The 23,509-nt window shown below is 43.8% G+C and carries 16 protein-coding genes and 1 pseudogene; 4 read left to right on the top strand and 13 right to left on the bottom strand.

The features are described 5' to 3' along the window. Nucleotides 1-2: 2 nt before the first annotated feature. From treP to ACYCS5_RS18060, 3 genes are all read right to left on the bottom strand, one after another. Nucleotides 3-1,967, bottom strand: a complete 1,965-nt coding sequence (gene treP / locus ACYCS5_RS18070; RefSeq protein WP_459759883.1) for a PTS system trehalose-specific EIIBC component — start codon at nt 1,965-1,967, stop codon at nt 3-5. A 90-nt stretch (nt 1,968-2,057) separates the two neighbouring features. Next, nucleotides 2,058-3,797 carry an alpha,alpha-phosphotrehalase gene (gene treC / locus ACYCS5_RS18065; RefSeq protein ID WP_165148214.1) on the bottom strand — a complete coding sequence of 580 codons (1,740 nt, stop codon included), beginning with the start codon at nt 3,795-3,797 and terminating at the stop codon, nt 2,058-2,060. A 273-nt stretch (nt 3,798-4,070) separates the two neighbouring features. Continuing rightward, a complete protein-coding gene (locus tag ACYCS5_RS18060) occupies nt 4,071-4,652 on the bottom strand; it encodes a LysE family transporter (RefSeq protein WP_069010924.1) in 582 nt (193 codons plus the stop codon). Nucleotides 4,653-4,762: 110 nt separating this feature from the next. On the opposite strand from ACYCS5_RS18060, the gene ACYCS5_RS18055 reads away from it, so the two are divergent. Beyond that, entirely contained in the window at nt 4,763-5,317 is a 555-nt protein-coding gene (locus tag ACYCS5_RS18055; protein WP_081317545.1) for a helix-turn-helix domain-containing protein, read from the top strand. Between the two features lie 116 nt (nt 5,318-5,433). On the opposite strand, the gene ACYCS5_RS18050 is transcribed toward ACYCS5_RS18055, so the two are convergent. The 7 genes and pseudogenes from ACYCS5_RS18050 to ACYCS5_RS18020 all read right to left on the bottom strand — a co-directional run bounded on the left by ACYCS5_RS18050 (nt 5,434) and on the right by ACYCS5_RS18020 (nt 12,579). Then, on the bottom strand, nt 5,434-6,003 hold the full coding sequence (locus ACYCS5_RS18050) for a sugar O-acetyltransferase (protein WP_029515893.1): 570 nt from the start codon (nt 6,001-6,003) through the stop codon (nt 5,434-5,436). A 183-nt stretch (nt 6,004-6,186) separates the two neighbouring features. Continuing rightward, nucleotides 6,187-6,339, bottom strand: a pseudogene (locus ACYCS5_RS18045) (MFS transporter); the annotation flags it as partial. A gap of 184 nt (nt 6,340-6,523) precedes the next feature. Further along, the gene (locus ACYCS5_RS18040; RefSeq protein ID WP_069010922.1) at nt 6,524-7,807 is read right to left on the bottom strand and encodes an MFS transporter; all 1,284 of its coding nucleotides are present in this window, start codon (nt 7,805-7,807) and stop codon (nt 6,524-6,526) included. 5 nt (nt 7,808-7,812) lie between these two features. Continuing rightward, nucleotides 7,813-8,469, bottom strand: coding sequence for an ArsR/SmtB family transcription factor (locus ACYCS5_RS18035; RefSeq protein WP_209949381.1), 657 nt, complete (start codon nt 8,467-8,469; stop codon nt 7,813-7,815). Between the two features lie 193 nt (nt 8,470-8,662). Continuing rightward, the gene (locus tag ACYCS5_RS18030) at nt 8,663-11,017 is read right to left on the bottom strand and encodes a glycoside hydrolase family 2 TIM barrel-domain containing protein (RefSeq protein WP_029515897.1); all 2,355 of its coding nucleotides are present in this window, start codon (nt 11,015-11,017) and stop codon (nt 8,663-8,665) included. A 79-nt stretch (nt 11,018-11,096) separates the two neighbouring features. After that, nucleotides 11,097-11,891, bottom strand: a complete 795-nt coding sequence (locus ACYCS5_RS18025; protein ID WP_069010920.1) for a Nif3-like dinuclear metal center hexameric protein — start codon at nt 11,889-11,891, stop codon at nt 11,097-11,099. A gap of 121 nt (nt 11,892-12,012) precedes the next feature. Beyond that, nucleotides 12,013-12,579, bottom strand: a complete 567-nt coding sequence (locus tag ACYCS5_RS18020; RefSeq protein ID WP_459759882.1) for a 5' nucleotidase, NT5C type — start codon at nt 12,577-12,579, stop codon at nt 12,013-12,015. A gap of 475 nt (nt 12,580-13,054) precedes the next feature. On the opposite strand from ACYCS5_RS18020, the gene ACYCS5_RS18015 reads away from it, so the two are divergent. Further along, nucleotides 13,055-14,038: a glycoside hydrolase family 5 protein gene (locus ACYCS5_RS18015; RefSeq protein ID WP_165148202.1), complete on the top strand. Its 984-nt coding sequence runs from the start codon at nt 13,055-13,057 to the stop codon at nt 14,036-14,038. Nucleotides 14,039-14,151: 113 nt separating this feature from the next. Here ACYCS5_RS18015 and ACYCS5_RS18010 read toward each other — a convergent pair whose 3' ends face one another. The 3 genes from ACYCS5_RS18010 to ACYCS5_RS18000 are packed head-to-tail and all read right to left on the bottom strand — an operon-like array spanning nt 14,152 to nt 21,166. Next, nucleotides 14,152-16,509: a beta-galactosidase gene (locus tag ACYCS5_RS18010; RefSeq protein ID WP_459759881.1), complete on the bottom strand. Its 2,358-nt coding sequence runs from the start codon at nt 16,507-16,509 to the stop codon at nt 14,152-14,154. A gap of 21 nt (nt 16,510-16,530) precedes the next feature. Beyond that, nucleotides 16,531-17,817, bottom strand: coding sequence for a cellulase-like family protein (locus ACYCS5_RS18005; RefSeq protein WP_459759880.1), 1,287 nt, complete (start codon nt 17,815-17,817; stop codon nt 16,531-16,533). Further along, nucleotides 17,810-21,166 carry a DUF5107 domain-containing protein gene (locus ACYCS5_RS18000; RefSeq protein WP_459759879.1) on the bottom strand — a complete coding sequence of 1,119 codons (3,357 nt, stop codon included), beginning with the start codon at nt 21,164-21,166 and terminating at the stop codon, nt 17,810-17,812. The genes ACYCS5_RS18005 and ACYCS5_RS18000 overlap by 8 nt, the downstream gene beginning before the upstream one ends. 136 nt (nt 21,167-21,302) lie before the next feature. On the opposite strand from ACYCS5_RS18000, the gene ACYCS5_RS17995 reads away from it, so the two are divergent. Both ACYCS5_RS17995 and ACYCS5_RS17990 read left to right on the top strand, forming a co-directional pair. Further along, nucleotides 21,303-22,184 (top strand): helix-turn-helix domain-containing protein, encoded by an 882-nt coding sequence (locus tag ACYCS5_RS17995; protein ID WP_459759878.1) that lies wholly within the window; start codon nt 21,303-21,305, stop codon nt 22,182-22,184. 115 nt (nt 22,185-22,299) lie between these two features. Further along, the gene (locus tag ACYCS5_RS17990) at nt 22,300-23,274 is read left to right on the top strand and encodes a bile acid:sodium symporter family protein (RefSeq protein ID WP_165148190.1); all 975 of its coding nucleotides are present in this window, start codon (nt 22,300-22,302) and stop codon (nt 23,272-23,274) included. Nucleotides 23,275-23,509: the final 235 nt, after the last annotated feature.

The following is a 23,509-nucleotide window of genomic DNA, read 5'->3' as shown; positions in this document are numbered from 1 at the left end:
AATTAATTCCTATGACCTGATGAAGAATTCAAATGAATTCTCATTAAGGTATACTGCAAATCGTCTGCCTCACCTGGCAGTTCCTCAACCGATTTAATCATACTTTGGCCATCCGGGACAATGACAGGTGTAATGATGGGATATCCGGATTTCTGAATCAGATCACGGTCAAATTCCATCAATAGTTGTCCTTGCTTCACAGTTTGATCTGTCTCCACATGTATGGTGAATCCCTCACCCTTCAGTGACACCGTATTGATCCCCACATGTACCAGAATCTGTACCCCTGTCGGATGCTCCAAAATCAAGGCATGCTTGCTTTTCATCATGATATGAATAACTTTTCCGCTGAAAGGGGCAAGAATCTTGCCATCCTTCGGTTCCACTGCGATACCGTGTCCCATCTGCCGTTCGGCAAAAGCCGGATCAGGAACCTGCTCCAACGGCACAACACGTCCCAGTACCGGAGTCTTTACTTCAAGCACATCCAGTGCAGAATCTTGACGGCCCGAATCTTTCCGTACGGAGTCGTTAGCTGGTGTAGCTGGAGTCTGACGGCGCTTATTTAGCAGTTTTCCATACATAAAGGTTAAAGTGAACGGTACAATCAATACGATCGCCATCCCAATGAAGAATACACCCCAGTTGTTTGGGAAAATAGACAAGAAGCCTGGAATCCCTCCCACACCAATGGAAGAAGCCATCACATGATTTACGGTAAGCAGTATACCTGCGATACCGGAACCGATCATTCCAAATACGAACGGATATTTATATCGGATATTCACCCCGAATATGGCAGGCTCGGTTACACCCAGAAAAGCAGACACAGAAGAGGTAAGAGCCAACCCTTTTCCCTTTTGCTCCTTCAATACTAGCATCATGGCCAATGCTCCGGCCCCCTGAGCGATATTGGACAGCGCCAGCATCGGCCAGAGGAACGTTCCACCCTGCGTACCAATTAATTGCACATCCACCGCCAGGAAAGTATGGTGCATTCCCGTAATCACGAGCAAGGAGTACAAGCCTCCATAGATCAAGCCTCCCACCGCAGGAGCCCAATCGAAAACGTATACAAGACCAGACGTAATAGCATTACCAATCATAAAAGTAACCGGACCGATCACTGTAAAAGCCAGAAATCCCGTTATTAATAATGTAATCGGTGCCACGAGTAACAGCTTAAATGAATCCGCTATCTTTTTATTTAGGAATTTTTCAATTTGTGCAAGTACGTAAGCGGATACTAAAACAGGTAAAACCTGTCCTTGATAACCAATCTTGTTCACTTCCCACCCAAACAAATTCCAAACCGGAACGGTTCCTTTGGTAACGGCATCCGCATAACCGTATGCACTTAATAGATCTGGGTGAACCAGAATCAGACCCAGTACAATCCCGAGTAAAGGACTGCCGCCAAACCGGACAACGGCTGACCATCCAATTAAGGCAGGTAGGAATGTAAAAGCGGTGCTGGCAATGGTGTTAATGATAGCAGCAAAGTCAGTCCATTGAGGATAGACCTGAACCAGAGCCATACCTTCGAAGAAAATCCCCTTGCCTGTCAAAATATTATTTATTCCAAGTAATAAACCTGCAGTCACGATTGCGGGCAAGATGGGGATAAAAATATCTGCCAGCGTCTTGATGGCACGCTGAATTGGATTTTGTTTTTTGCTTGCTGCATTTTTGACATCGTCTTTAGAAGCCCGACTACCTCCTGTAATGGAGATCATTTCGTTATATACCTTATCCACCAGGCCTGGACCAATCACGACCTGATACTGTCCTTGTGAAGAAAATTGGCCTTTGACCAAATCATTTTGTTCAAGTGCTTCTTTATCGACCAGCTTATCATCATAAAGGGCAAATCGCAGACGAGTTACGCAATGCGTAGAGGCCTCTATGTTGTCTTTGCCACCAACGGCTTTTATAATGTCTTCTACCTGTGATCTTTCAATCGCCATTTAGCCCACTCCCTTAACGTTTGCTCTTTTTTAGCAGCAACCCCGGTTATAAAAAATAACGTTCCCGGGGTACTACTAGTTATCTCCATACTATTCACTAAGACTACGGACAATCCACATATATGAAGCATATGGGGCCAAAGTGATCTCTTGTTTTAGCTCCGGGACGTGCTGGGTATTACCTATTAAAAGCTCAGCCGCACCCAACGCTTGATTTTTTAATGATGAATAAAATGAATCCGGTATACGGAATTGCGCATCCTGTCCGCTAAAATTAGAGATGACGATCAAAGTCTCCTCTTCATTGCTGCGTTGATAGGCGTAGACCTGAGGATGAGCTTCGTCCAAACGTTGATAACTCCCGTCAGTAAGGACCTGCACCGTCTTACGCAGGTGAATCAGCTGACGGTAATGATTGTAGATCGAGTTCGGGTCCTCTAACTGAGACTGAACGTTGATCTGTGGATATCGTTCATCTACCTTAATCCAAGGCGTGCCTGTAGTGAAGCCCGCATTGCGAGTGTTATCCCACTGCATCGGTGTCCTCGAATTATCACGAGACCGCTCTCGAATGATATTCAATGCTTCTTCTGCACTTTTGCCTTGTTCCTGTAAGATACGATACATATTCAGAGATTCAACATCCCGAAACTCTTCAATATCTGCCCACTGCGGGTTGGCCATCCCAATCTCTTCACCTTGAAATATATAGGGTGTTCCTTGAAGACCATGTAACGTGGTTGCCAGCAGCTTGGCGCTTTCCGCATGGTATTCGCCATCATCCAAAAAGCGAGAGATCGCCCTTGGCTGATCATGATTGTTAAAAAACAATGCACTCCAGCCGCCACCTTGTTGCATGCCCGTTTGCCAATCCGAGAATAGCTTCTTCAACAATTCAAAATCATATGGCATCAATTCCCACTTATGTCCATTTGGATAATCTACCTTCAAATGATGAAAATTAAAGGTCATGGACAATTCTTTTCTTTCTGGATTGGAATAACGGATACAGTGATCCAGTGAGGTGGAGGACATCTCCCCTACAGTGACACTGTTATACGCTGAGAATACTTTCTCATGTAATTCATGAAGGTATTCATGCACACTTGGGCCGTCCGTATAATACTTACGCCCGTCCCCAGGAGCCGTGCTTCCATCGTCGTCCGAGAATTGCTGATCTTTGGAAATCAAATTAATGACATCAAGTCGGAAGCCACTAACTCCCTTCTCTGCCCAAAATTCCAGCACATTAACAACTTCCTGACGAACTTTGGGATTTTCCCAGTTTAAATCCGCCTGCGTCTTATCAAACAGTGTCAAGAAATATTGGTTTGTAGCCTCGTCATACTGCCAAGCTGGTCCACCAAACTTGGAAATCCAGTTGTTCGGAGGTCCTCCATCGGGTGCTGGGTCACGCCAGATATAATAGTCCCTGTACTCACTATCCTTAGAAAGCCGCGCCTGCTGAAACCAGACATGCTCTGTGGAAGAATGGTTAACCACGATGTCGATCATCAAGTGCATCCCACGCGCCCGAATTTCCCGGCTCAATTCTTCAAAATCCTGCATTGTTCCATAGTCAGGATTAATCCGGCAATAATCGGCTACATCATACCCGTTATCACGTTGTGGTGAGACATATACAGGCTGCAACCAGACAATATCGACACCCAGTTTTTGCAAATAATCCAGCTTTTGCGTCAGTCCTCTTATATCACCGGTTCCTTTACCCGTCGTATCGTTAAAACTTTTGGGATAAACCTGATAGACTACTGATTTTCGCCACCAGTCCTTATCTTGAGGAATCAAAGTCCTATTCGTTGCTTCCATTCATGCTCATTCCTTTCTTGCGAAATGAAATAGCGTAAAAAATAATATAACGCTTTCAACAACTTGTATATACAAGATTAAGTCATGTATATACAAGTTGTCAACAGCTTTATTTATTAAGGTAATACCCGTTTTGCAGCTAAATGATCAGGAGACTCATCCATTCTGTCCGATTGTATGTTATAACTCGTAAAATAAGCTCAATTCACACGAAAAAAAAGCTCCTGCCTATAGTCAGGAACCTTTCTTTTCTATGATGGAAACGGTATTCATTTACATCCATATCGATAGTGCACTATAAAGGAGCAATAAGGACATTATGATATTGAAGGAGCGCTCATACTTGTTCAAGAAACGCTGAAACATAGCCCCAAAAATCGCCCAGCACACTACAGCTATAAAACCAATACAGGTCAAAAGTAATGAAATCATAATAAGCTCTATATACGATACATCATAAGGCATAACAAACGTTGAAATGACCGTAATACCATACAAAATGACTTTTAAATTGATAAATTGCAGCAGCAATCCTGATTTGAAGGAATATCCTTCATTGTGATCATTATTTTTAGAAGAAGGTTTGCTCTTCGCTATTTTTATCGCCAGATAAAGCATGTACAGACTACCGAGTACATTCATCCAGATTTTAACCCGTGGCAAAAAATGATACAAAGCAAGATTAAAATAGCAGGCTAACAGCATAATAGCGAAACAGCCCGCTGTTACTCCCAGCAAAAATGGAAATGCTTTTCTCAAACCTAACCGCCTGGCACTGTCTAATGACATAATATTGTTGGGTCCGGGCGTAAAGCTGGTAACAATCACATAAGAAAGAAACGGAATAACCGGCATGCAACAATCAACTCCAGTATGTTATAATTGTATAAAGTGTGCGTTAAAACGCACGTTTGTACTTTATGATTGTACAATACGTTCTTTATAAAGCACAATAGGGGCGAATAATTATGGAGAATATTAATCTGATTTTAAGTAAAAATTTGAAATATCTAAGAAATGAACGAAAATTAAGTTTAGATAAATTAGCCGATCTGACGGGGATCAGTAAAACGATGCTTGGTCAGATTGAGCGGGGAGAATCAAATCCTTCGATTACAACCGTATGGAAAATTGCGAACGGTTTGAAAATCTCTTTCACTGCCCTGATTAATGAACCCCCTGCAGATGCAGTAGTCGTTCCGAAAACCAAGGTGCAAGTGCTTGAAGAAAATAATCACTATCGGTTGTATCCGTTTTTTCCCTATGAAGGAAGTAGAAATTTTGAGGTTTACACCGTAGAGATTGAAGCAGGCGGGGAACTGAGTTCAGCGCCACACCGTGAAGGTACAGAAGAATTTATTACGGTATTTGAGGGTGAAATGGTGATAAAAGTCAGCGAAGAAATGTACACAGTTAAAGCTGGAGATTCAATCCGGTTTAAAGCAGACCGTCCACACATTTACTATAATCTAGGAGAAACACTAGTTCGGATGAATATGATTATTTATTACTCTGTATAGTTCAATCTTGAAGACCATAAGCATACTAGTCTTTAAATTAAATGATCCTATTAAAATAAAGAGCTATTTTAATAGGATCATCGGAACAAATATTAAATGCTTTGCCTGTATGCTGTTTAGGAGATTTCAATCTGCTTAATTATTCGTGCTGGATTTCCAGCTACAACCACATGATCTGGAACATCCTTGGTTACTACTGCTCCTGATGCCACTACGACATTATTACCTATCGTAACACCAGGATTGATCACTGCTCTCCCGCCGATCCATACATTGTTGCCAATCTTAACAGGCTTTCCATACTCTGGGCCAGCGATTCGTTCAAACGGATCTATGGGGTGAGTTGCTGTGTAAATATGAACTCCTGGAGCCAGGAAACAATTATCTCCAATGCGCACTTCGCAAACATCCAAAATGGTACAGTCAAAGTTGGCATAGAAATTATTTCCAACATGGATGTTGTATCCGTAGTCACAACGTATGTTGGGTTCCATGCCTATATTTTCACCAGTTGATCCGAAAAGCTCCTTAAGTAACTTTTCACGGTACTCACGATCCGTCTCTGTCGTCTGATTAAAGAGACGGACACATCTTCTCGCATACTCTCTTTCACTCGTTAATTGAGGATCAGCAGCTACATACAGTTCTCCATCTATCATCTTTTGTTTTTCCGTTTTCATAGTCATGCGACAATCCCCTTTATTTTTTAATCTGATTTTTTCTTTCACTCCAATGGGTTGGGCTGCACCCGATATCAAACCAGCGACCATAACGCCAACAAGCACTACAATCAAGGCATGCAGAAGTTCCAACATGTTCACCTAAAAACCCTAAGCCTGGGGGATCTATAAGTAGTCCCGCTAAAGAAATGCAGCTAATCCAAAAATAATGATTCCCATTTCGGCAGTCGAGACATGTAAATTACCCCGTATAGTAGGCGTTCGAGATACCCAGGAAGCAAAAGCTACACCCGGTAAAGCGAACAACAAAAACAAGATATTACGAATTACCCGAGGATTCATGGATGATTCTACTGGCATTTACATATCTACTTATCACCACTTTTTATTAATGTTTTAATAAGTTATATCATAATTAGTCATTCTATTCGTATCCAAACTATTTGTCAAAAAGAGAACTATGGCTGCTTCCCCCCGACAGTTAGGTAAACACAAAAAAACGACCATAAGGTCGTTTTTTGCTAGTCTATGCTCTCTTTGAACGCATCCATAACATGATAGGAAGTAACGCCAGCGCCAGAATTCCTCCCGCATAAGAAAGTATGGAATAGCTTGAATTTGCTACGATCATCCCGGACAGTGCTCCTCCCGAAGCTCCTGCCAAAGCAATAAGTACGTCCACCGATCCCTGTACCTTAGCTTGATTAGATATTGTCGTCGAATCTACAATCAAAGCGGTTCCACTAATCAGTCCAAAATTCCACCCTATCCCTAAAAGAGAAAGCGCCACAATAAGCAAAACCATCGAATCAGTGGGAGCCAACGCAGCTACTACGCCAGCGAGAAGTAGCGTTACAGCTGAAGCCATCGCCATCGCTATACGACCAATCTTATCGACAAGAATACCCGTAACTAGAGACGGAAGATACATAGCACCAATATGAAAACCGATGACTAATCCTACTTCGCCGAGTCCATGTCCATGGTGCTTCATATGTACGGGAGTCATCGTCATAATCGCAACCATGACAATTTGAGTTATTATCATGATTAAAGCGCCAAGAATAATTCCTTTTCTACCATCACGAGTAGCCTCAAGATCAGAAGACGACTGGCTTCCTTGTGCCGCCTGATTCGCAACTGCTTTGGCCACCAATAAAGGGTCAGGATGAAGAAGTAGCAATAATATTATGCCTGCTAATGTATAGGCTACCGCCGCTAAAAGAAAAGGTCCCGCTAAACTGGGAACTCCAATGGATAACGCAAACTCTCCGGTAACGTTAACTAAGTTGGGACCGGCTACCGCTCCGATCGTTGTAAAGACCATAGCCATACTCGCAGCTGTTGCCCTCTGCTTTGAACTTGCGAGATCTGTACCGGCATAACGAGCCTGCAGATTTGTAGCCGTTCCCGATCCATAAACAAGAAGGGAGACTAGAAGCAGGGTAATACTATTCATAAGGGCTGCAACAACGACACCGATCGCCCCAACTCCCCCTGCAATAAAACCGAGTCCCAGCCCCATTCGTCGGCCGAATCTTTGGGAAAACCGACCAACGAGGAGCGCTGCAGCCGCTGAACCAAGTGTAAATAGTGCCGCAGGAATCCCCGTAAATTTATCCGTACCCAGCATATCTTGCGCCAACAACGCACCAACGGTTACTCCGGCAGCAAGTCCGGCGCCTCCAAAAATTTGAGAGAAAATAACGGTGATAAGCGTACGACGATACAGTTTTCTTTGCTTATCTGAAGATTCCGCATAGGAATTGATAAGCGCTTGCCTCTTCTGCGAAGCATTCGTCAAATTCATTAAGGCTAACTTCCTCCCCTGATAAAGTCGTTCCAATCATGAACACTCTTATCCAAGTGTCTAGCTTCGAAACCACGAGCCTGCAACAATGCAATAGCTCTAACCGCCATTAAGCAATACGGGCCTCTGCAATAAGCCACAATCTTCGAGTCGGCTGGCAACAAAGATAACTGCTCCGCTAATTCTTCAATTGGAACGGAAACAGCCCCCGGTATATGAGCAGTTTCATATTCATCTCGCGGCCGTACATCAAGAAGTGTGACCTCTCCTTTTTCCATCCGCATTGCCAATTCTTCCATTGTGACTCCTTCAACATCCGAGAATTGACCCAAAAATTGCTCCTTAATGTGCTGAACTTCAATTAACTGCTTTTCAGACAGGTCATACAGTGAATTTAAAAAGTGCAAAACAGATGAATCAGAAAGTTCATAATACACAAAGTTTCCCTGCTTTTTGGATTGAACCAACTTAGCTTGATATAGAGTTTGTAGATGCTGAGAAACATTGGCAACGGACATCGAAGTCATTTTAGATAGAACTTCAACTGATTTGGGTCCTTGTATGAGAATATCAAGAATTTCCAACCTTTTCGGGCTGGACAAGCATTTTCCGATCCGTGCGTATTCGGTGAAAAGCCCATCTTTGAAATCTCGTTCGTTCACTATTAAACACCCCATCTATTAAACTATTCAATTAATTTCTTTAATACCGAAATTATAAAACTTTCTTATTTTTATGTCAATTCTGAAACCTACCTATATATAAAAATAAAAAAGACCAGCCCAGAAGCTGGTCAAGAGTAACAATAATACGTAAGCTAAAATACAATGTCTTTACTGAATCAACCTTGAATTGTCATTTATATTCTTGTTCCACTTTCAGCCTGGTTCCTCCCAGTAACCCTCCATCTGCTGATGCTTGAAGCAACAGCTCACCAGCCACATTCCCAGATTGTACAACCACAAGACACCTTCCTCTGTGTGTTCGTCTCTCATTCCCCTTGTAGGGTTCATCACTGGTGAGGTCCCCATTGTCTATTCCAAGGATGCGGCCATCACCATGCAGTTTAAAGGTTAATTCAACATCCTGGTTAGGTACAGTGATCCCGTTTGGGTCTATGACGGTTACTTCCACATGAGATATCTCATGCCCATCAGCAGGTAGAACCGTCCGATCGGCCTCCAACTTTAGAGCATAAGGAGTCCCGGCAGTAGTCAGTTCATGCTCACAAACCTTCTCGTTTCCATTACGACCCACAGCTCGGATTTTGCCCGGTGTATAGGGAAGCTCCCATAGGATTAAATGATTAGGGTAATCCACTAGCTTCCTCTCACCGTATAATTCATCATTCACGATCAATTCCACACTCTCACAATTGGTGAAGGTAACCAACCGTATCAATTTTCCACCGTAGTCAGGAAATGTCCAGTGATCTTCCATGGCCGGAGATTTCCAGTGCATTGTCCATGTCGGATTAAATTCCGATTTCATATGTTCGTTAAATGCGGCTATGTGCACAACAGGCTGATTAGACCATAAGCTTTGTTGGAGATAAGATACTGGTTTGCGGAATCCGCAAGTATCAATCAGGCCCGAAGACCACCCTTTGGAGGGATAGCTCGTTTCTCCCAAATAGTCAATTCCACTCCAAACAAATTGACCGATCACATAATCATGATTAGCGACATCAAACCAGGGATTCATAAGCAAATAACCTTTAACCCGGTTATCCTTGCCCCGATAGTATGGAAACGTCTCGGTTCCAAGGATAAGCATATCCGGCATGGCTGCCCTATAGTGCTCATACCACTGCTCCTGATAGTTTAACCCCAGAACATCCACTCGTTGTGCCAGCTGCTTAGTATGCTCCACTTTGGCCTCAATCGAACCCTCACGCAAGCTGATCGGTGTATTATGCGGCTCAAGCGCATATGTAACCGATCGGGTTGGGTCTTTTTCATGGCAGAAACCCACGAGCTGCTCCAACATTTTTAGCATGGATGGCTGCCCTTGGTTTTCCACTTCATTCCCAACGCTCCACATGAAAACACTGGGATGGTTCCTGTCTCTGAGCAACATTGCCTCCAGATCTTTTTCCCACCACTCATCATATAAATGCTCATAGAAAAGAGATTTCCACTTATCAAAAGCCTCATCAACCACCAAGAACCCCATCTGGTCACATAAATCTAATAATTCGGGCGCCATCGGGTTATGAGCAAAACGGATCGAGTTACAGCCCATTTCCTTCAGCTTTTGCAGCCTTCTTTTCATGGCTGTATCATGGTAAGCAGCCCCCAGACAGCCTAAATCATGGTGAATGCACACTCCCTTTAGCTTTAAGCTGTGCCCATTCAAAAATAAACCTTTTTGTGTATCCAGCTTCACTTCTCTTATGCCAAAAGAGGTACAATAACGATCCACCTCTGTATTGTCGCAATAGATCGTCGTCTGGGCTTCGTAGAGCACTGGGTTGTCCGGTGACCATAGTTCTGGCTCTAATACTCGCGTTTTTTGCTCTATTTCCCCCGTTTCACAGCTCGAAAGAGTGACTCGGTTTTCCACTTTTCCTTGGATCTGTCCCTGTGGGTCCAGCATTTCAGTCATAATCGTACACTCTACGGCATGCGCGTGTTGATTAGTGACCTGGATTCTGACAGTCACCTTGGCTTCATCTGGCGAAATTTCAGGTGTGGTAATGTAAGTCCCCCATTCGGTTATATGAATATAATCCGTACAAATCAGCCAAACATTACGATAAATACCGGCCCCCGAATACCATCTGTCAGGTGAAAGAATCGTATTGTCCACTTTGACGGCAATCACATTTTCCTCATCCCACCGAATATATGGAGTCAAATCATATTGAAAGCTAACATATCCATAGGGTCGCTTGCCCACAAAATGCCCATTGATCCAAACCTCACTGTTACTGTGAATGCCATCAAATTGTATGTATACGCGCTGTTTTGGAGAGGAGGGCTTCACATTAAAATGCTTTCTGTACCATCCGACAGACCATCTTGGCAAATAAGCCTGATTGCCACCATACAGCATATGTGGATCAAAGGACTTTTCAATGCTCCAATCATGAGGGACATGAAGGAGCCGCCAATGCTCATCGTTGTAGTCCATTTTCTCAGCACCCGCGTAATTTCCTTCTATAAATCTCCAGTCTGTTTTGAACGGCATAATCACTCTGCTTCCCATGATCTCGCCTCCATTTCATAAAGTGGATGAACGGATATAACAGCAGTGCTGGATGACCATCACAAAAAACGTGTTCTCATTACAATATTTGAAACACCGGGTGATCTTCAATAAAGTGTACGGGAAGCATCGGAAATTGGGCGGAAAGTACATCTGCGAGATACTTCATCCCAGGTGCTTCACTTTCAGCATGTCCCAGCATGATAAGTGCTCTACTGTGCCCTTGATAGACAGCATCTTTAACATATTCTGGTGTTTCCCATTCTGGGCCTTCACCGGCGATGACTACATCTACATTTTCATTTAGAAATAATGGAATGGCTAGATCGCCACCTCCCCTGTATCCTACTGAAATTCCCACTCGTTCACATGGCATGGAAACCTCGCCAGCCACCCGTACATAACGAATATGTAGTTTGGCTTTGATATATTCAGCGATCTCCTTAACTTTCATAGCTGGAATAGTCAAAATGGCGGCCGTCGGCTGCTGTTTCACCATGTAATTGTGCCAGCCAAGCGCCTGAAGAAGCCCAACCATCACTCCATCCGGTTGATAACGATGTATGGTGTCATGAAACCGATAAATGCCTATACCTGCATCGGCAATGAGGCGAGATTTTTGCGAAAAAACCGGATCATGTAGTAGACACTCATGCATCCTCTGATGACTATAAAAAATGCCTTCATGCGTAATGATAAAATTTGCACCTAGAGAAATAGCTTGTTCTATCACGTACTGTGAAGCGGAGAAAGCGGTTACAATTCCTTGCACCTCAGTATCTACAGATCCTGGGTCCAGCAGATCTACGGTGGTGTGGGGTAGGCTTATTCCCTTGGTCAGATGATTCACAATCAGACCCATAGTCATGGTCATACACGTTCCCTCCTCATGGATAATGCATAGCAATTGTACCATTTTATTTCAGCCATAGGCGCTATTCTTTCTAGCAAAACAGCCAGTTCCAGAGGAGCCAGCTGTTTTACGAATAATTCTATTATTTATACAGAACTCCTAAAATGGAGTCGATTCGTTCTTTTGCTCCTTGCCAGGATGTCATGACGGGGAACTCATATTGCTCTCTTGCTCTCAGATTCCATGGATGAGGAATACAAAGCACCTTTTTCCCCTCCTTTAGCGCAGGTACTAAATTATGAGGACCATCATCAATCAGGAGATCATAGTTAATCAGGTTCTTTCGTTTACATGGGAAAAAGTTCTCGATCGGAATGAATGGCATATGTCTTTGAAGCCAGTTCCATTTCTCTACGACGGTCTTAGGTTCTGCTGCTGTCACAATAATGACATCAAAAGCATTGCAAAGCTCCTCCATTTCTTCTACAACATACTCGTCAAACAGTTCAAGTTCCTCAAACAAACCCGGTCGCCCATAAAATACATCATGCGTGCTTTTGGGATGACGTAGATGATCCGTGTTCCAATCTAACATTTCTTCATAACGAAGCGGATGAGTGGGAAATTCACTATTGTTATGGTATATGGCTCGTTTGACGAGATGACAGATGGTATCGTCCATATCGACTGCAATGATTGGTTTTCTCATCAGCTTGCCCCTATTCACTCTGGTAAAATTTTTCACAAGAATATCATACTATAATTTAATATCGCGGTGAAGCTTAGGTATTGCTGTCCGATAGATCTCACCTTTGTTCAAAATAATTAACCAAGCAAAACGTTAGGTCAACCTACACAAATCCGGAATATCACAGAAATATAGTTAGGTTGTTTTTATCAATATAAACTAAATTTTAAACAAACATAAACAATAAATATAATGAAACCACAGAAAATCGCACTTAAATAATACATCCATGTGTTTATACTTCAAAAACACAAAAAAATAACCAAAATAACCGATTGAATAACAAAAACACAAATGATAGAATAACAAAAATAACTTTTTTCATATTTGAAAGCGCTTAATTTTGTGTTTAGCTTACTGCTATTTACACACTTACATACCTAACTTCATCTCTGTATAGCAGGAGGTTGAATAATATATTTAGGGAGGAATAAAAATGAAGGTATTGTTAAGAAAAGCACTATTGTCTGGAATGATCGGCTTGCTCATCATGATTGGTTTAGGAGGAGTTTTCTCCAAGGTAGAAGCTGCTTCAGGATTTTATGTAAGCGGTACCAAATTGTATGATTCTACAGGCAAGCCATTTGTTATGAGAGGCGTCAATCATGCTCACACATGGTACAAAAATGACCTTTATACAGCGATCCCGGCAATTGCCCAGACAGGTGCTAATACCGTCCGAATTGTCCTTTCTAACGGAAACCAGTACACCAAGGATGATATTAATTCCGTGAAAAATATTATTTCTCTCGTCTCCAACCATAAAATGATTGCTGTACTTGAAGTTCATGACGCTACGGGCAAAGACGACTACGCTTCTTTGGATGCAGCTGTGAACTACTGGATTAGCATAAAGGATGCTCTAATCGGCAAGGAAGACCGGGTTATCGTAAACATAGCGAACGAATGGTATGGTTCTTGGAATGGAAGTGGTTGGGCTGATGGATACAAGCAAGCGATTCCCAAGCTGAGAAACGCAGGTATTAAAAATACGCTCATCGTCGATTGTGCCGGATGGGGACAATATCCTCAATCTATCAATGACTTTGGTAAATCTGTATTCGCAGCTGATTCTTTGAAGAATACGGTATTTTCCATCCATATGTATGAGTTCGCTGGTAAAGATGTTCAAACTGTTCGAACCAATATTGATAACGTTCTGAACCAAGGACTCGCTCTGATTATTGGCGAATTTGGCGGTTACCACCAGGGAGCAGACGTCGACGAGACAGAAATCATGAGATACGGTCAATCCAAAGGAGTAGGCTGGTTAGCCTGGTCTTGGTATGGTAATAGTTCCAATCTTTCCTACCTTGATCTTGTAACAGGACCTAATGGCAATCTGACGGATTGGGGGAAAACTGTAGTTAACGGAAGCAACGGGATCAAAGAAACATCGAAAAAGGCTGGTATCTACTAAACGTACTATCAGAAAGTAAAAAAGGCTCATGGTTGAACGACCATGAGCTTTTACATTTTTATACTTTATACTAAAAGTACCCACTGTGCGTCTCTGAACTTACACTTCCTGGGTTATACGGTGAGTCGAATTTCATACACAGGCACGATGCTGACTGCGCCGATATCTACGATACGTTCCTTTGCCGTCTCTTTCCAGCCAGCCATAGTCGTATTGCTGTTGAGAACCTTACCTTTTCGTATTGGGGAAACATATACGTACAACCCTTGCTCGATGAGCCGATGCTCAAATGCTTTCAAGCCTATTTCCCAGGTCGTATGGTTGCAGAAATTATCGTTGATCAGTTCGCCATCCATAAAAGCATAACCGATATCTCCAGTATAATCGATACGCAGCAGAGCTTCCTTAATTCCGTGAAAGGCATCTATCTCAAAATCAATAGTAAGTTTATCGTCATTTATTCTTTTCAAATTGAAATGAATTTCTCGCTTAGGAGCCTTTAAACGATACGTTTTAAATACATTGTTTTCTGTTATGTCTAGCAGCTCTCCACCAGTAATAGATGTGATCGAGGCGTTGAAATCAGGGAATACACTCAGGGATACCATTTCTTGATCCGTCGATTCCAGCCTTAGATCGCCCTCATATACAAGTACATTGGCATTGGTCAAAATGACTCTGTCCCGGCCTTGCATGTTTACCTTCCAAAATGTAAGACTTTGCTCATCAGTCATCGTGTAGATGGCAACTTTTTTGCCACTTTCAGATACCAGATGGATGAGACTATCGTCCTCTTCAGCAACCTTAATGATCGTGTTCCCATCCAACTGCTCTATCGAGCCTTTGTCGATTGTGGCACTGATGATATCTTTTGACTCAATTTCATATCTTCCCTTCATCCCCTCTGGTACAAAGAAAAAGTAGTATACTTCTCCATCTTCTTCTATCCTTGTTATCAGCTGTACCGTAGCATATTTGAGCTTCATTCCATCTAAATTAAAGTTAAATGGCAATATAGCGAAACTTTCACGTCCTAACATCAGCTCACCTTGACTAGGGATTACAATCGTTTCCTCGGGCAGTTCAATGCTCACATTAAAATCGCACAGGTCGTCATTTTCGACATGGTCTTGGAAATTATTTAGAAACAGATAACCCGATCCAGCACTGGATCGCACTGCATATCGTAACGTATCCACATCATAAGGGTCCATCTGGGACGTATCCCCTGGCAGAATAGTCTTTGTTAGTGAGAATTGCTTTTGGAACGTTGAAAAAAAGTAATGCTGCAGCTTTGTTCTATGGTACGATTCCCTTACTTGACCGAATTCGCCGATCATGGCGTTGAAATCATAGGAGATTTTGGGGGTGGCTAGATCATTGGTGAACGGGTTAACCTTACCCCGAGGATTGGAACCCCCATGATACATGTAATATCCGATCAGATTACAGCCTTCTGCAACCTTCATGACAGTCATTGCTGGAACACTGCGGTAGGGAAATGCGAACCGATATTTATAAAACTGAACCATGCCGCCACCCATTTCACAGCAAGCGTACGGATAGTCTTCAGGTGCGTATTGAGGCTCGAAATTGTAACTCTCTGGAATCTTGTTATTATGCTTGTCGCGGAAAATGTATTCCGGTGTCGCAGGATGCTCGTCCATCCCCTCCAAACGTCCCTCTTCGTAGTAGATCCATGGCCAATAGGCATACCCGCCCCATAACGGCAGCATATCAGGTACAGGAGTTGTTGCTCCTCCCCATCCTGTGCACGTATAGATCGGAGTATCAATCCCCGCTTCCAGAGCTATTTCTTTAAGTTTTAACATATGCGAGTTACCGTCACTTCCACTGTTTAGCCACATATCATTAATTCCTACAGTCAATGCCCACTGGGCAGATGAATGATGATGCTCGTTTTCGATTTGGGTGCCGATAATCGGCCCCCCCTCCTTATATAACAGCCCTTTAACCTGGGTACCGATTTCGTTATACAATCTTCTTGTATAGAACAGATACCCCTCATCATTAGAACGAACCTCAAATGGTCGACCGAATAACCAATCTGGCATACCGCCGTTTCGAATTTCCCCATGATCAAAGGGACCGATCCGAATGATGGAGTATACCTGATGTTTGCCGCACAACTCGATGAAATGACGAAGATTCTTGTTCCCACTCCAATTAAAAACACCTTCAACTTCTTCATGTAGGTTCCAAAAAATATAAGTGGCAATGATGTTTACGCCGCCCATTTTTATTTTAATAATTTCGTCTTCCCAATAGCGTTCATCATAACGGGCATAATGGAATTCACCACAAATACCGAAAAAGGGCTCTCCGTCCTTCTCCATAAAATAGTTGGTGAATCCGATCTCCTCTCCTTTTGGGTTGGTGCCGCCAAGTTTGATATGTCCTTTAACAATATGCTTCTGATCGTCTTTAACCGCAACTCGATAGTTTCTCATGGAGTTCACTCCCCTCACTCGTTAATCTGAATTCAGGATAAATTGGTTCCACTTGCGCTGCCAAGCGATATCATTCCAGAATGGATGATGGGGAGCGCAGTTAGAACAGAGGGTCATTCCCCAGAACCCAAGTGCCATTCCTTTTCGCAACACATATTCAGCGATAAATTTGCCGACTGGGCCTTCTTCAAATTGGGCATGCAGCGGCGTGTAGCCTACATAACCTTCTCCTATGACAATTGGAATGCCGGAATGACGAGTCCATTCATAAATCTCTTCCAATCGGGTGTCGGCCTTCTGCAACATGGCCATTTTATGGTCTCCATACCGATCGTACAAAAATAAATCCCATTGATCGGGATCTACCCAGTCGTGCAAATAAATAAGTCTCATGCCGACTGGATTGCCTTCCATCCGCCAATTCTGCCCCGGAGGCAGGGTCCATTTTGCAAATGGAGGAGCGTCTTCTCTTAATAGGGATTGTACGAATGGATTGGGGAACGGCGCCAACTCATCATAAAGCGCTGCCGCTTCCATAAGCTCATTGAGCACCCCTTTAATATAGAGGTGAAAATGGGCCACCTGCATATTGCGCGCGACGTAAGCCTTGGGGTAGGCTTCATTTAACGTATAACTGGCTGTCATCATCATATCAGGATGACATTGGCGAAGATATTCTATCGCTTCTTCTACGTAGGGCTGCATGGCTTCAATAAGCGCCGGTACATTCGTTTCGGCTATGCCTTCAGACGTTCCGACGGCGTTTAACTGCCCAAATTCCACTTCGTTATGCAGCTCTGTATAGATGATCTGACTCCTGTAGCCTTCTGCTGTGACGAAACGGATCAACTGATCCATTGATTTTGCAATGGCCATGAATCTCTCCTTAGGAGGAATTGCAGCTAGTTCATCTCTAAGCTCAGCATGAGCCAGAAAGCTGGGACTCTGCTGATATTCCCAAGAGGATAACATAATGTAACAGTTATGAGCCTTTGCTTGTTTGAACAGTTCGAGCAAATGAGCATGCCCGTCCAGTACTGCGCCTCCACGACAGTTATACCAACGCGTACGCTGGCCTACTTCCCCAAGGTTAGCAAACTCCAAGGGTCCGGGGCGTTTGCCATCCGCTGTAAACAACATGAATGGCATTGCACATATTCGGATCGTATTGTAGCCTCTTTCGACCGCTTCTTTAAAACGGGCTTCCAGATCGCTATAGGGCTCACCTTCCTGCGTCATGGTATACCAAGAGAAGTCCCACATCGTGATCGTCAATTTGCGCGGTACATTTCTCATGAGATTACTCAATTGATTTCCCCTCCCAGCTCCAATCCATATGGTTCAATGCTCCTTGATGGTTGGCTTCCAGCTTAAGCACCGATTCAAAATGTAAGATAGCTTCGTCCTGCCGCCCTAATCCAAGCAAACCAAGTGCTTTCATATAAGTACAATGAACCTGATTACGAATATTCAGGTCATCTTCAAAGATGAGAAAGTCGGGTAACGAGACCGCGAAGTAATCTATTTTCACGGGTTCGAACAAGTGCCTATCGGCGTAATCTATGAGCTTGTTGAATCGACGATTGCCTTCCTTCACATAACCAAGTTTCTGCCAGGCCAATCCTTGGTAAAATATCATATCTGGCTGTTGATCGTTATAATACATGGCGTTAATGGGTTCCCCCAATCCTTGAGAGGCCGTGGAAAAGGCCTGTCTTGCCTCATCTGTTAATTTCAATAGCTCGTACGCGCAGCCCAAATAATAATAGATATCGTTATCTTGGGAACCCTCTAGCTTACCTTCGCCAAGATTCTCTGGATACACTAAAGCCTCCCGCAGCCCCTTTACAGCCTGTTCAATCCGCCCAGACCTCAGGTCGGACTTGGCAAGCTCTACCTTGGCCAGCCTATACTGTCCCGTTACCTTCCCCTCTCCGCCTTCCCATGGATGAAATATTCTCCCTGTCAGCAAGGACAACGCTATCTTATGCTGCTTCATCGTATTGTGAACGGTTACATATTCTAAAAACAGATCATCGCGAAGCTTTATGATTCCCGGATAACTCTCCATTAGATTCAATCTGTCGTTGGGCTTGATGTTCAGCTTCCTATACAGCTGGTCAAGCTCATAAAGAATACGTGCGTCTGAAGTATTGCACGCAAAGGCCTGCTCTAACGAATGGCGAGCCTTCTCTACTTGGCCTTGTTTGTTAAAATATCCAAGAGCAAGATTACGGTGAACAACGGGGTAAGTATCGTCAATGGAACGAGACATTTCCCAGCTGGAAATAGCATCCCGATGCCGTTTCTTATCATAGAGTAAATTACCTAAGTAATAATGCGCCTTTCCGTCCCCCGGTTTTGTTCGAGTTGCAAATTGTAACACATCCAACTCAAACAGACGGTTAGGAAAGCAGTAATCGGGTACTGCATCTGCGGCCTGAGCGAGAGCATTGTTCACCTGCTCAGGCTTGCCGATTTTAGCATAGCAGAAGGCCTGAACGTAATACAGCATAGGGTATGTTTTTGCCTGCTCTGGAGCTTCTTCCAGCACACATGCTGCATCCTCATAGAGTCCTGCCGCCGCATAGTCCGATGCTACCGCTATATAGTTGTGCACATCTCCACGCATCCATTTTTCCAGCTCTTCAAAGACCGTTTTAGCATCATCTCGTAACCCGAGAGCCTCTAAAGATAATGCTTGCTCACGGTAAGCTCCAAAATCGGCGATATCGAGCTTCATCGTTTCCTTGGAAAAGGCTATTGCTGCTTCGTTCCTGCCGAGCTTACGAAGAATAGCCGACTTCAGGTTGCGTGCCTTGTAATTGCGAGCATTTCGGATTGTCGAGCGCTCGACGAGTTCCAATGCTTCTTCATAGTTCCCTTGTTCTGTCGCAATCTGTGCCAGTGAGAAATACCCGCTGTCTTGCCATGCCGCACTCCATACTGATTTATAAAATGCAGCGAACGCCTCATCCATCCGCTCTTGGTGTTTTAGCGACAAACCAAGCTGGTAGTAGGCCTCACCATCATAGGGATTAGAGTTACGCCAGGTTATCCGCGAGATGGCTTTACGAAAGCACTCTTCACTTTCTGCATATAACCCTCTGCGAAGAAGCAACGTACCATATGCCATATTTATACGGCTGTCATTCTTATCTCTTTTCAGGCCCTCAAGGTAATACGCCTCAGGCTCAAAGGTAGCATGACGGTATTGCTCCAAGTGTTGTCCTGCTAAATACAATTCTTCGTTCGTTCTTAATTCCTCCGGTTGTGGCAGGGGGTCGGCAGCAGCCGGCATCTGCTCAACTTCCTTTTGCTTAGGCTGGTAGCTAATCAGCTCCCTTCCGGTCGCGTCTTTGACGCTTAAGCATAGATCATAATCCTCATCCTCAGCCAAAATAACTGTCTTCTGTATCAAGGCCTTATTAGGTGTCAGATCCAAGGTTTCTTGAATATAAACTTCCCGCTGGCTGCTTAATTCCACAACAGCCTCGCAAAATGACGAAGTTACATAGACGCCAATCTGTACTGTCCCTTCGCTGCGATTTAATTCCAAACTAACGGCTGCGTCAATTGAAGCGTTTTTGACCATACCAATATGTTTGTAAGGCATAAAATACTGCGAGAACGTCTTTTCTTCATACGGCTGAAGCCAAGTGAAATCTGGTTGATTATCGGTATACACTCCCGTCATCAACTCGATGTAGGGGCCGTCTTCATCTGTTAGATTGCGGTCCCAAGCTTGGCCGAATTCGCCATTTCCCCATGTCCACTGCTTTTTCCCGGGAGAGATGTGATGGTTGGCCACATGCAAAAGCCCAGCTTGTTTCATATGGTCGTAACCACCTATGAAATTGTAATCCGATTTATAGGCCATATATGAAGTGGGAACAGGAATATTTTTGTATCGGGAGATATCTACGCCTTCAGAATAATCCATTTTATAATAAGTGCCTGTAGCAATCGGGAAACGGGATACATCTCGCTTTCCATGGTCGAACACGGCTGATACGTCTGGAGGAAAAACAGATTGCGTATGCTCATGTACTGCTACGGCTGGATTGGCCCACCATAAAAATGTTTGAGGCTCGGCAGTCCGGTTATATAGCTGGGCCCCCACTTTAAGGTATGCCTTATCCGGTTGAAGTGTAAAACCAGCTGTTACTTTCGTGCCGAACATACGATCAATTTCGCTCACCCATACCGTTGCGCTTCCGTCGTCGTGTTCTTCCAACTTGTATTCAACGGGTCCGTAAGTGTTGGGACGGTGATGCTGCGGCCAGTTGAACTCAATGCCTCCAGATATCCATGGTCCCAATAAGCCCACAAGCGCTGGTTTGATGACCCTGTTATAATAAACAAAATCATAACCGTTGGTCTTGTCGACCGCACGATAAATGCGTCCTCCCAGCTCTGGCATGATCTCAATGCGCAAATATTTATTTTCTAGGAAAACTATTTGATAATTTTCAAGTTTCTTCTCATCCTCAATTTTATCAATGACCGGATGCGGATACACTCGACCGGAACTTCCCTGATAGACACGTTTCTCCAGAAACATTGGATTTTTGTCGGGTTTGCCAATTCCATACGTGGGGATCTGCACGGTTTGCTCCCACACGCGTGCCCTAGCGTCGAAAATGCTCAATTCCATCACTCCCTCATAGTCGCTCTTATATTCAGAGCTTACAAGTAAGCGACATTACAGACAATTGACAATCTACTGTTTATGATGGACTATATACGTATTTCATCATTAGAGCCGCCTAAGGCTAGGAGATGGATAGATTATGAATAAGAAAGCTGATGGATTTGAGGGTGAAAAGTTATATGTCGTTCCACCCTATATACTGGATAAATTAAATATGAATCCGCTTACAAAAAATCTATATATTACGGATATAGGCTGCTTCAGCCATGCCCGCCATCATTTTCGTGAAAGAATGCACGGATGTGACTCTCATATATTCATCTACTGTACCAGCGGAAAAGGTTGGATACGAACAAAGGATGGCCTAACGATTGACATGACAGAGCGAGGCTTTGCGTACATTCCCAGAGACATGCCGCATGCTTATGGGGCTGACGATAGAGATCCTTGGACAATTTACTGGTTTCATCTTAAAGGGGACCAAATGGATGATTTTATAGCATTGTTTGAGCCTTTTAAAACGTATATTTCGATATCTGCCAGTGATGGAGTCAAACTACCGGAGCTATTTCATCAGTGTTACGACCTTTTATTGAATAAATCATACTCCATTATACATTTAGTTCAAGTATCGCAAACTGTCCGTTATCTGCTGAGTTTTGTTGTATCGGTTGCATTTCGCAAGGAAGACAGTACGTACCAGAGTCATGTGGATAAGGCAACACGCTATATGAGTGAACAATTGGAATCCACCGTTTCGCTTGAGCAGCTTAGTCGGCATGTTCAGGTATCCAAGCAGCATCTGAACCTGATATTCAAGCAATCCACCGGCTACTCTCCTGTCGATTACTATTTAAGAATGAAGATACAGAGGGCCAGTCAGCTTTTGGATTTGACGAATGCCTCTATTAAAGAAGTTAGCATACAACTCGGTTTTAGGGACCCTTACTACTTCTCCAGACTATTCAAAAAAATAATGGGCTGCTCTCCTTTGGAATATCGAAATAATTTGAAGGGTTAATCTATGTTCATCAGGAGCGTTCAAATTTGCTTCTATCGGGCTACCGCAAGGTCACAGATCATTTACGAATCACGGGTGCAAGGTCTATACTTAAGGTTAAAAAAGGAAGTTTTGTATGCTCCTCACGTTGAATCGTAGACTAAATGCAGCTATGCCGCTAATTACACCAATCAGCATTCTAATTGGCGTCCTAATCGGTACGCCGTTGTCAGAATATACCGAACTCTCTCCCTGGCTGTTTGCATTCATGACCTTCGCGGGCAGCATCAGTATGGGGTTTAAGGATTTTGTCCATGTGATCAAGCATCCTGGTCCGATGATCGCCTGTCTGTTTATTCTTCACCTGGCCATGCCGCTTCTCGCCATGATGCTGGGACATCTGGCCTTCAGTGATGATCCTTACACGATTACTGGACTTATTCTTGGTGCAGCTATCCCTACGGGCATTTCCAGCTTCGTGTGGGTCAACATCTATAAAGGCAATACAGCGCTGACATTGGCGATCATTTTAATTGATACGATTTTGGCCCCATTTGCCGTGCCGGGCATCATGTCCCTACTGATCGGAGCGGATGTGCAGCTCGATACCTGGGCGATGATGCAGAGCCTATTCTGGATGATTGTCGTTCCTTCGCTAATCGGCATGGTGTTGAACGAATGGACCAAAGGGAAGATCAAGCAGGTATGGGGACCACGGCTAGGACCGTTCTCCAAGCTGGCTATGGCTCTTGTCGTCATGATTAACGGATCTGTCATTGCGCCTTATCTGGTCGATTTTAATCTTAAGCTTGTCGGAGTATGCCTATCCATAATCGTCCTTGCCTCCACTGGATATGCGATCGGTTATCTGATATCAGGACTGATGCGGTGGAATAATGCAGACCGTACGGCGCTTGTCTTTAACGGCGGCATGCGCAATATTAGCGCGGGAGCCGTGCTTGCCATCACCTATTTCCCGGCCCCGGTAGCATTGCCCGTTGTACTGGGGATGATTTTCCAACAATCCACAGCATCTCTGGTCGGGTTTCTGCTGAGTCGTCGCGACCGCGGCAACGCCAAGGAAAAGCGCAATACGGCCTCTGTTTCTTAAGCAAAGGGGGTTAGCGGTGGTTCCAGATGATAAAACTCCTCCTTATGAGGAGGAGTTAGTTTCGGAAGGGCGTTTCTATACGTACATGGTTGAAAGTCTAATTTAAATATGCATGCACAATCATGTAAATGGTCACTTTCCACTTCATAACATTACTATTGAATCGTGTAGGGTAATAAACTTAGCTTCCGTAAAGAGCCTTTCGTGGCACAACGTTCAAGCCATATATTACCCT

The sequence above is a fragment of the Paenibacillus sp. SEL3 genome (assembly GCF_054602585.1).
Note: the sequence above shows the minus strand (reverse complement) of the source record. Positions and strands in the feature narration are given on the sequence as shown.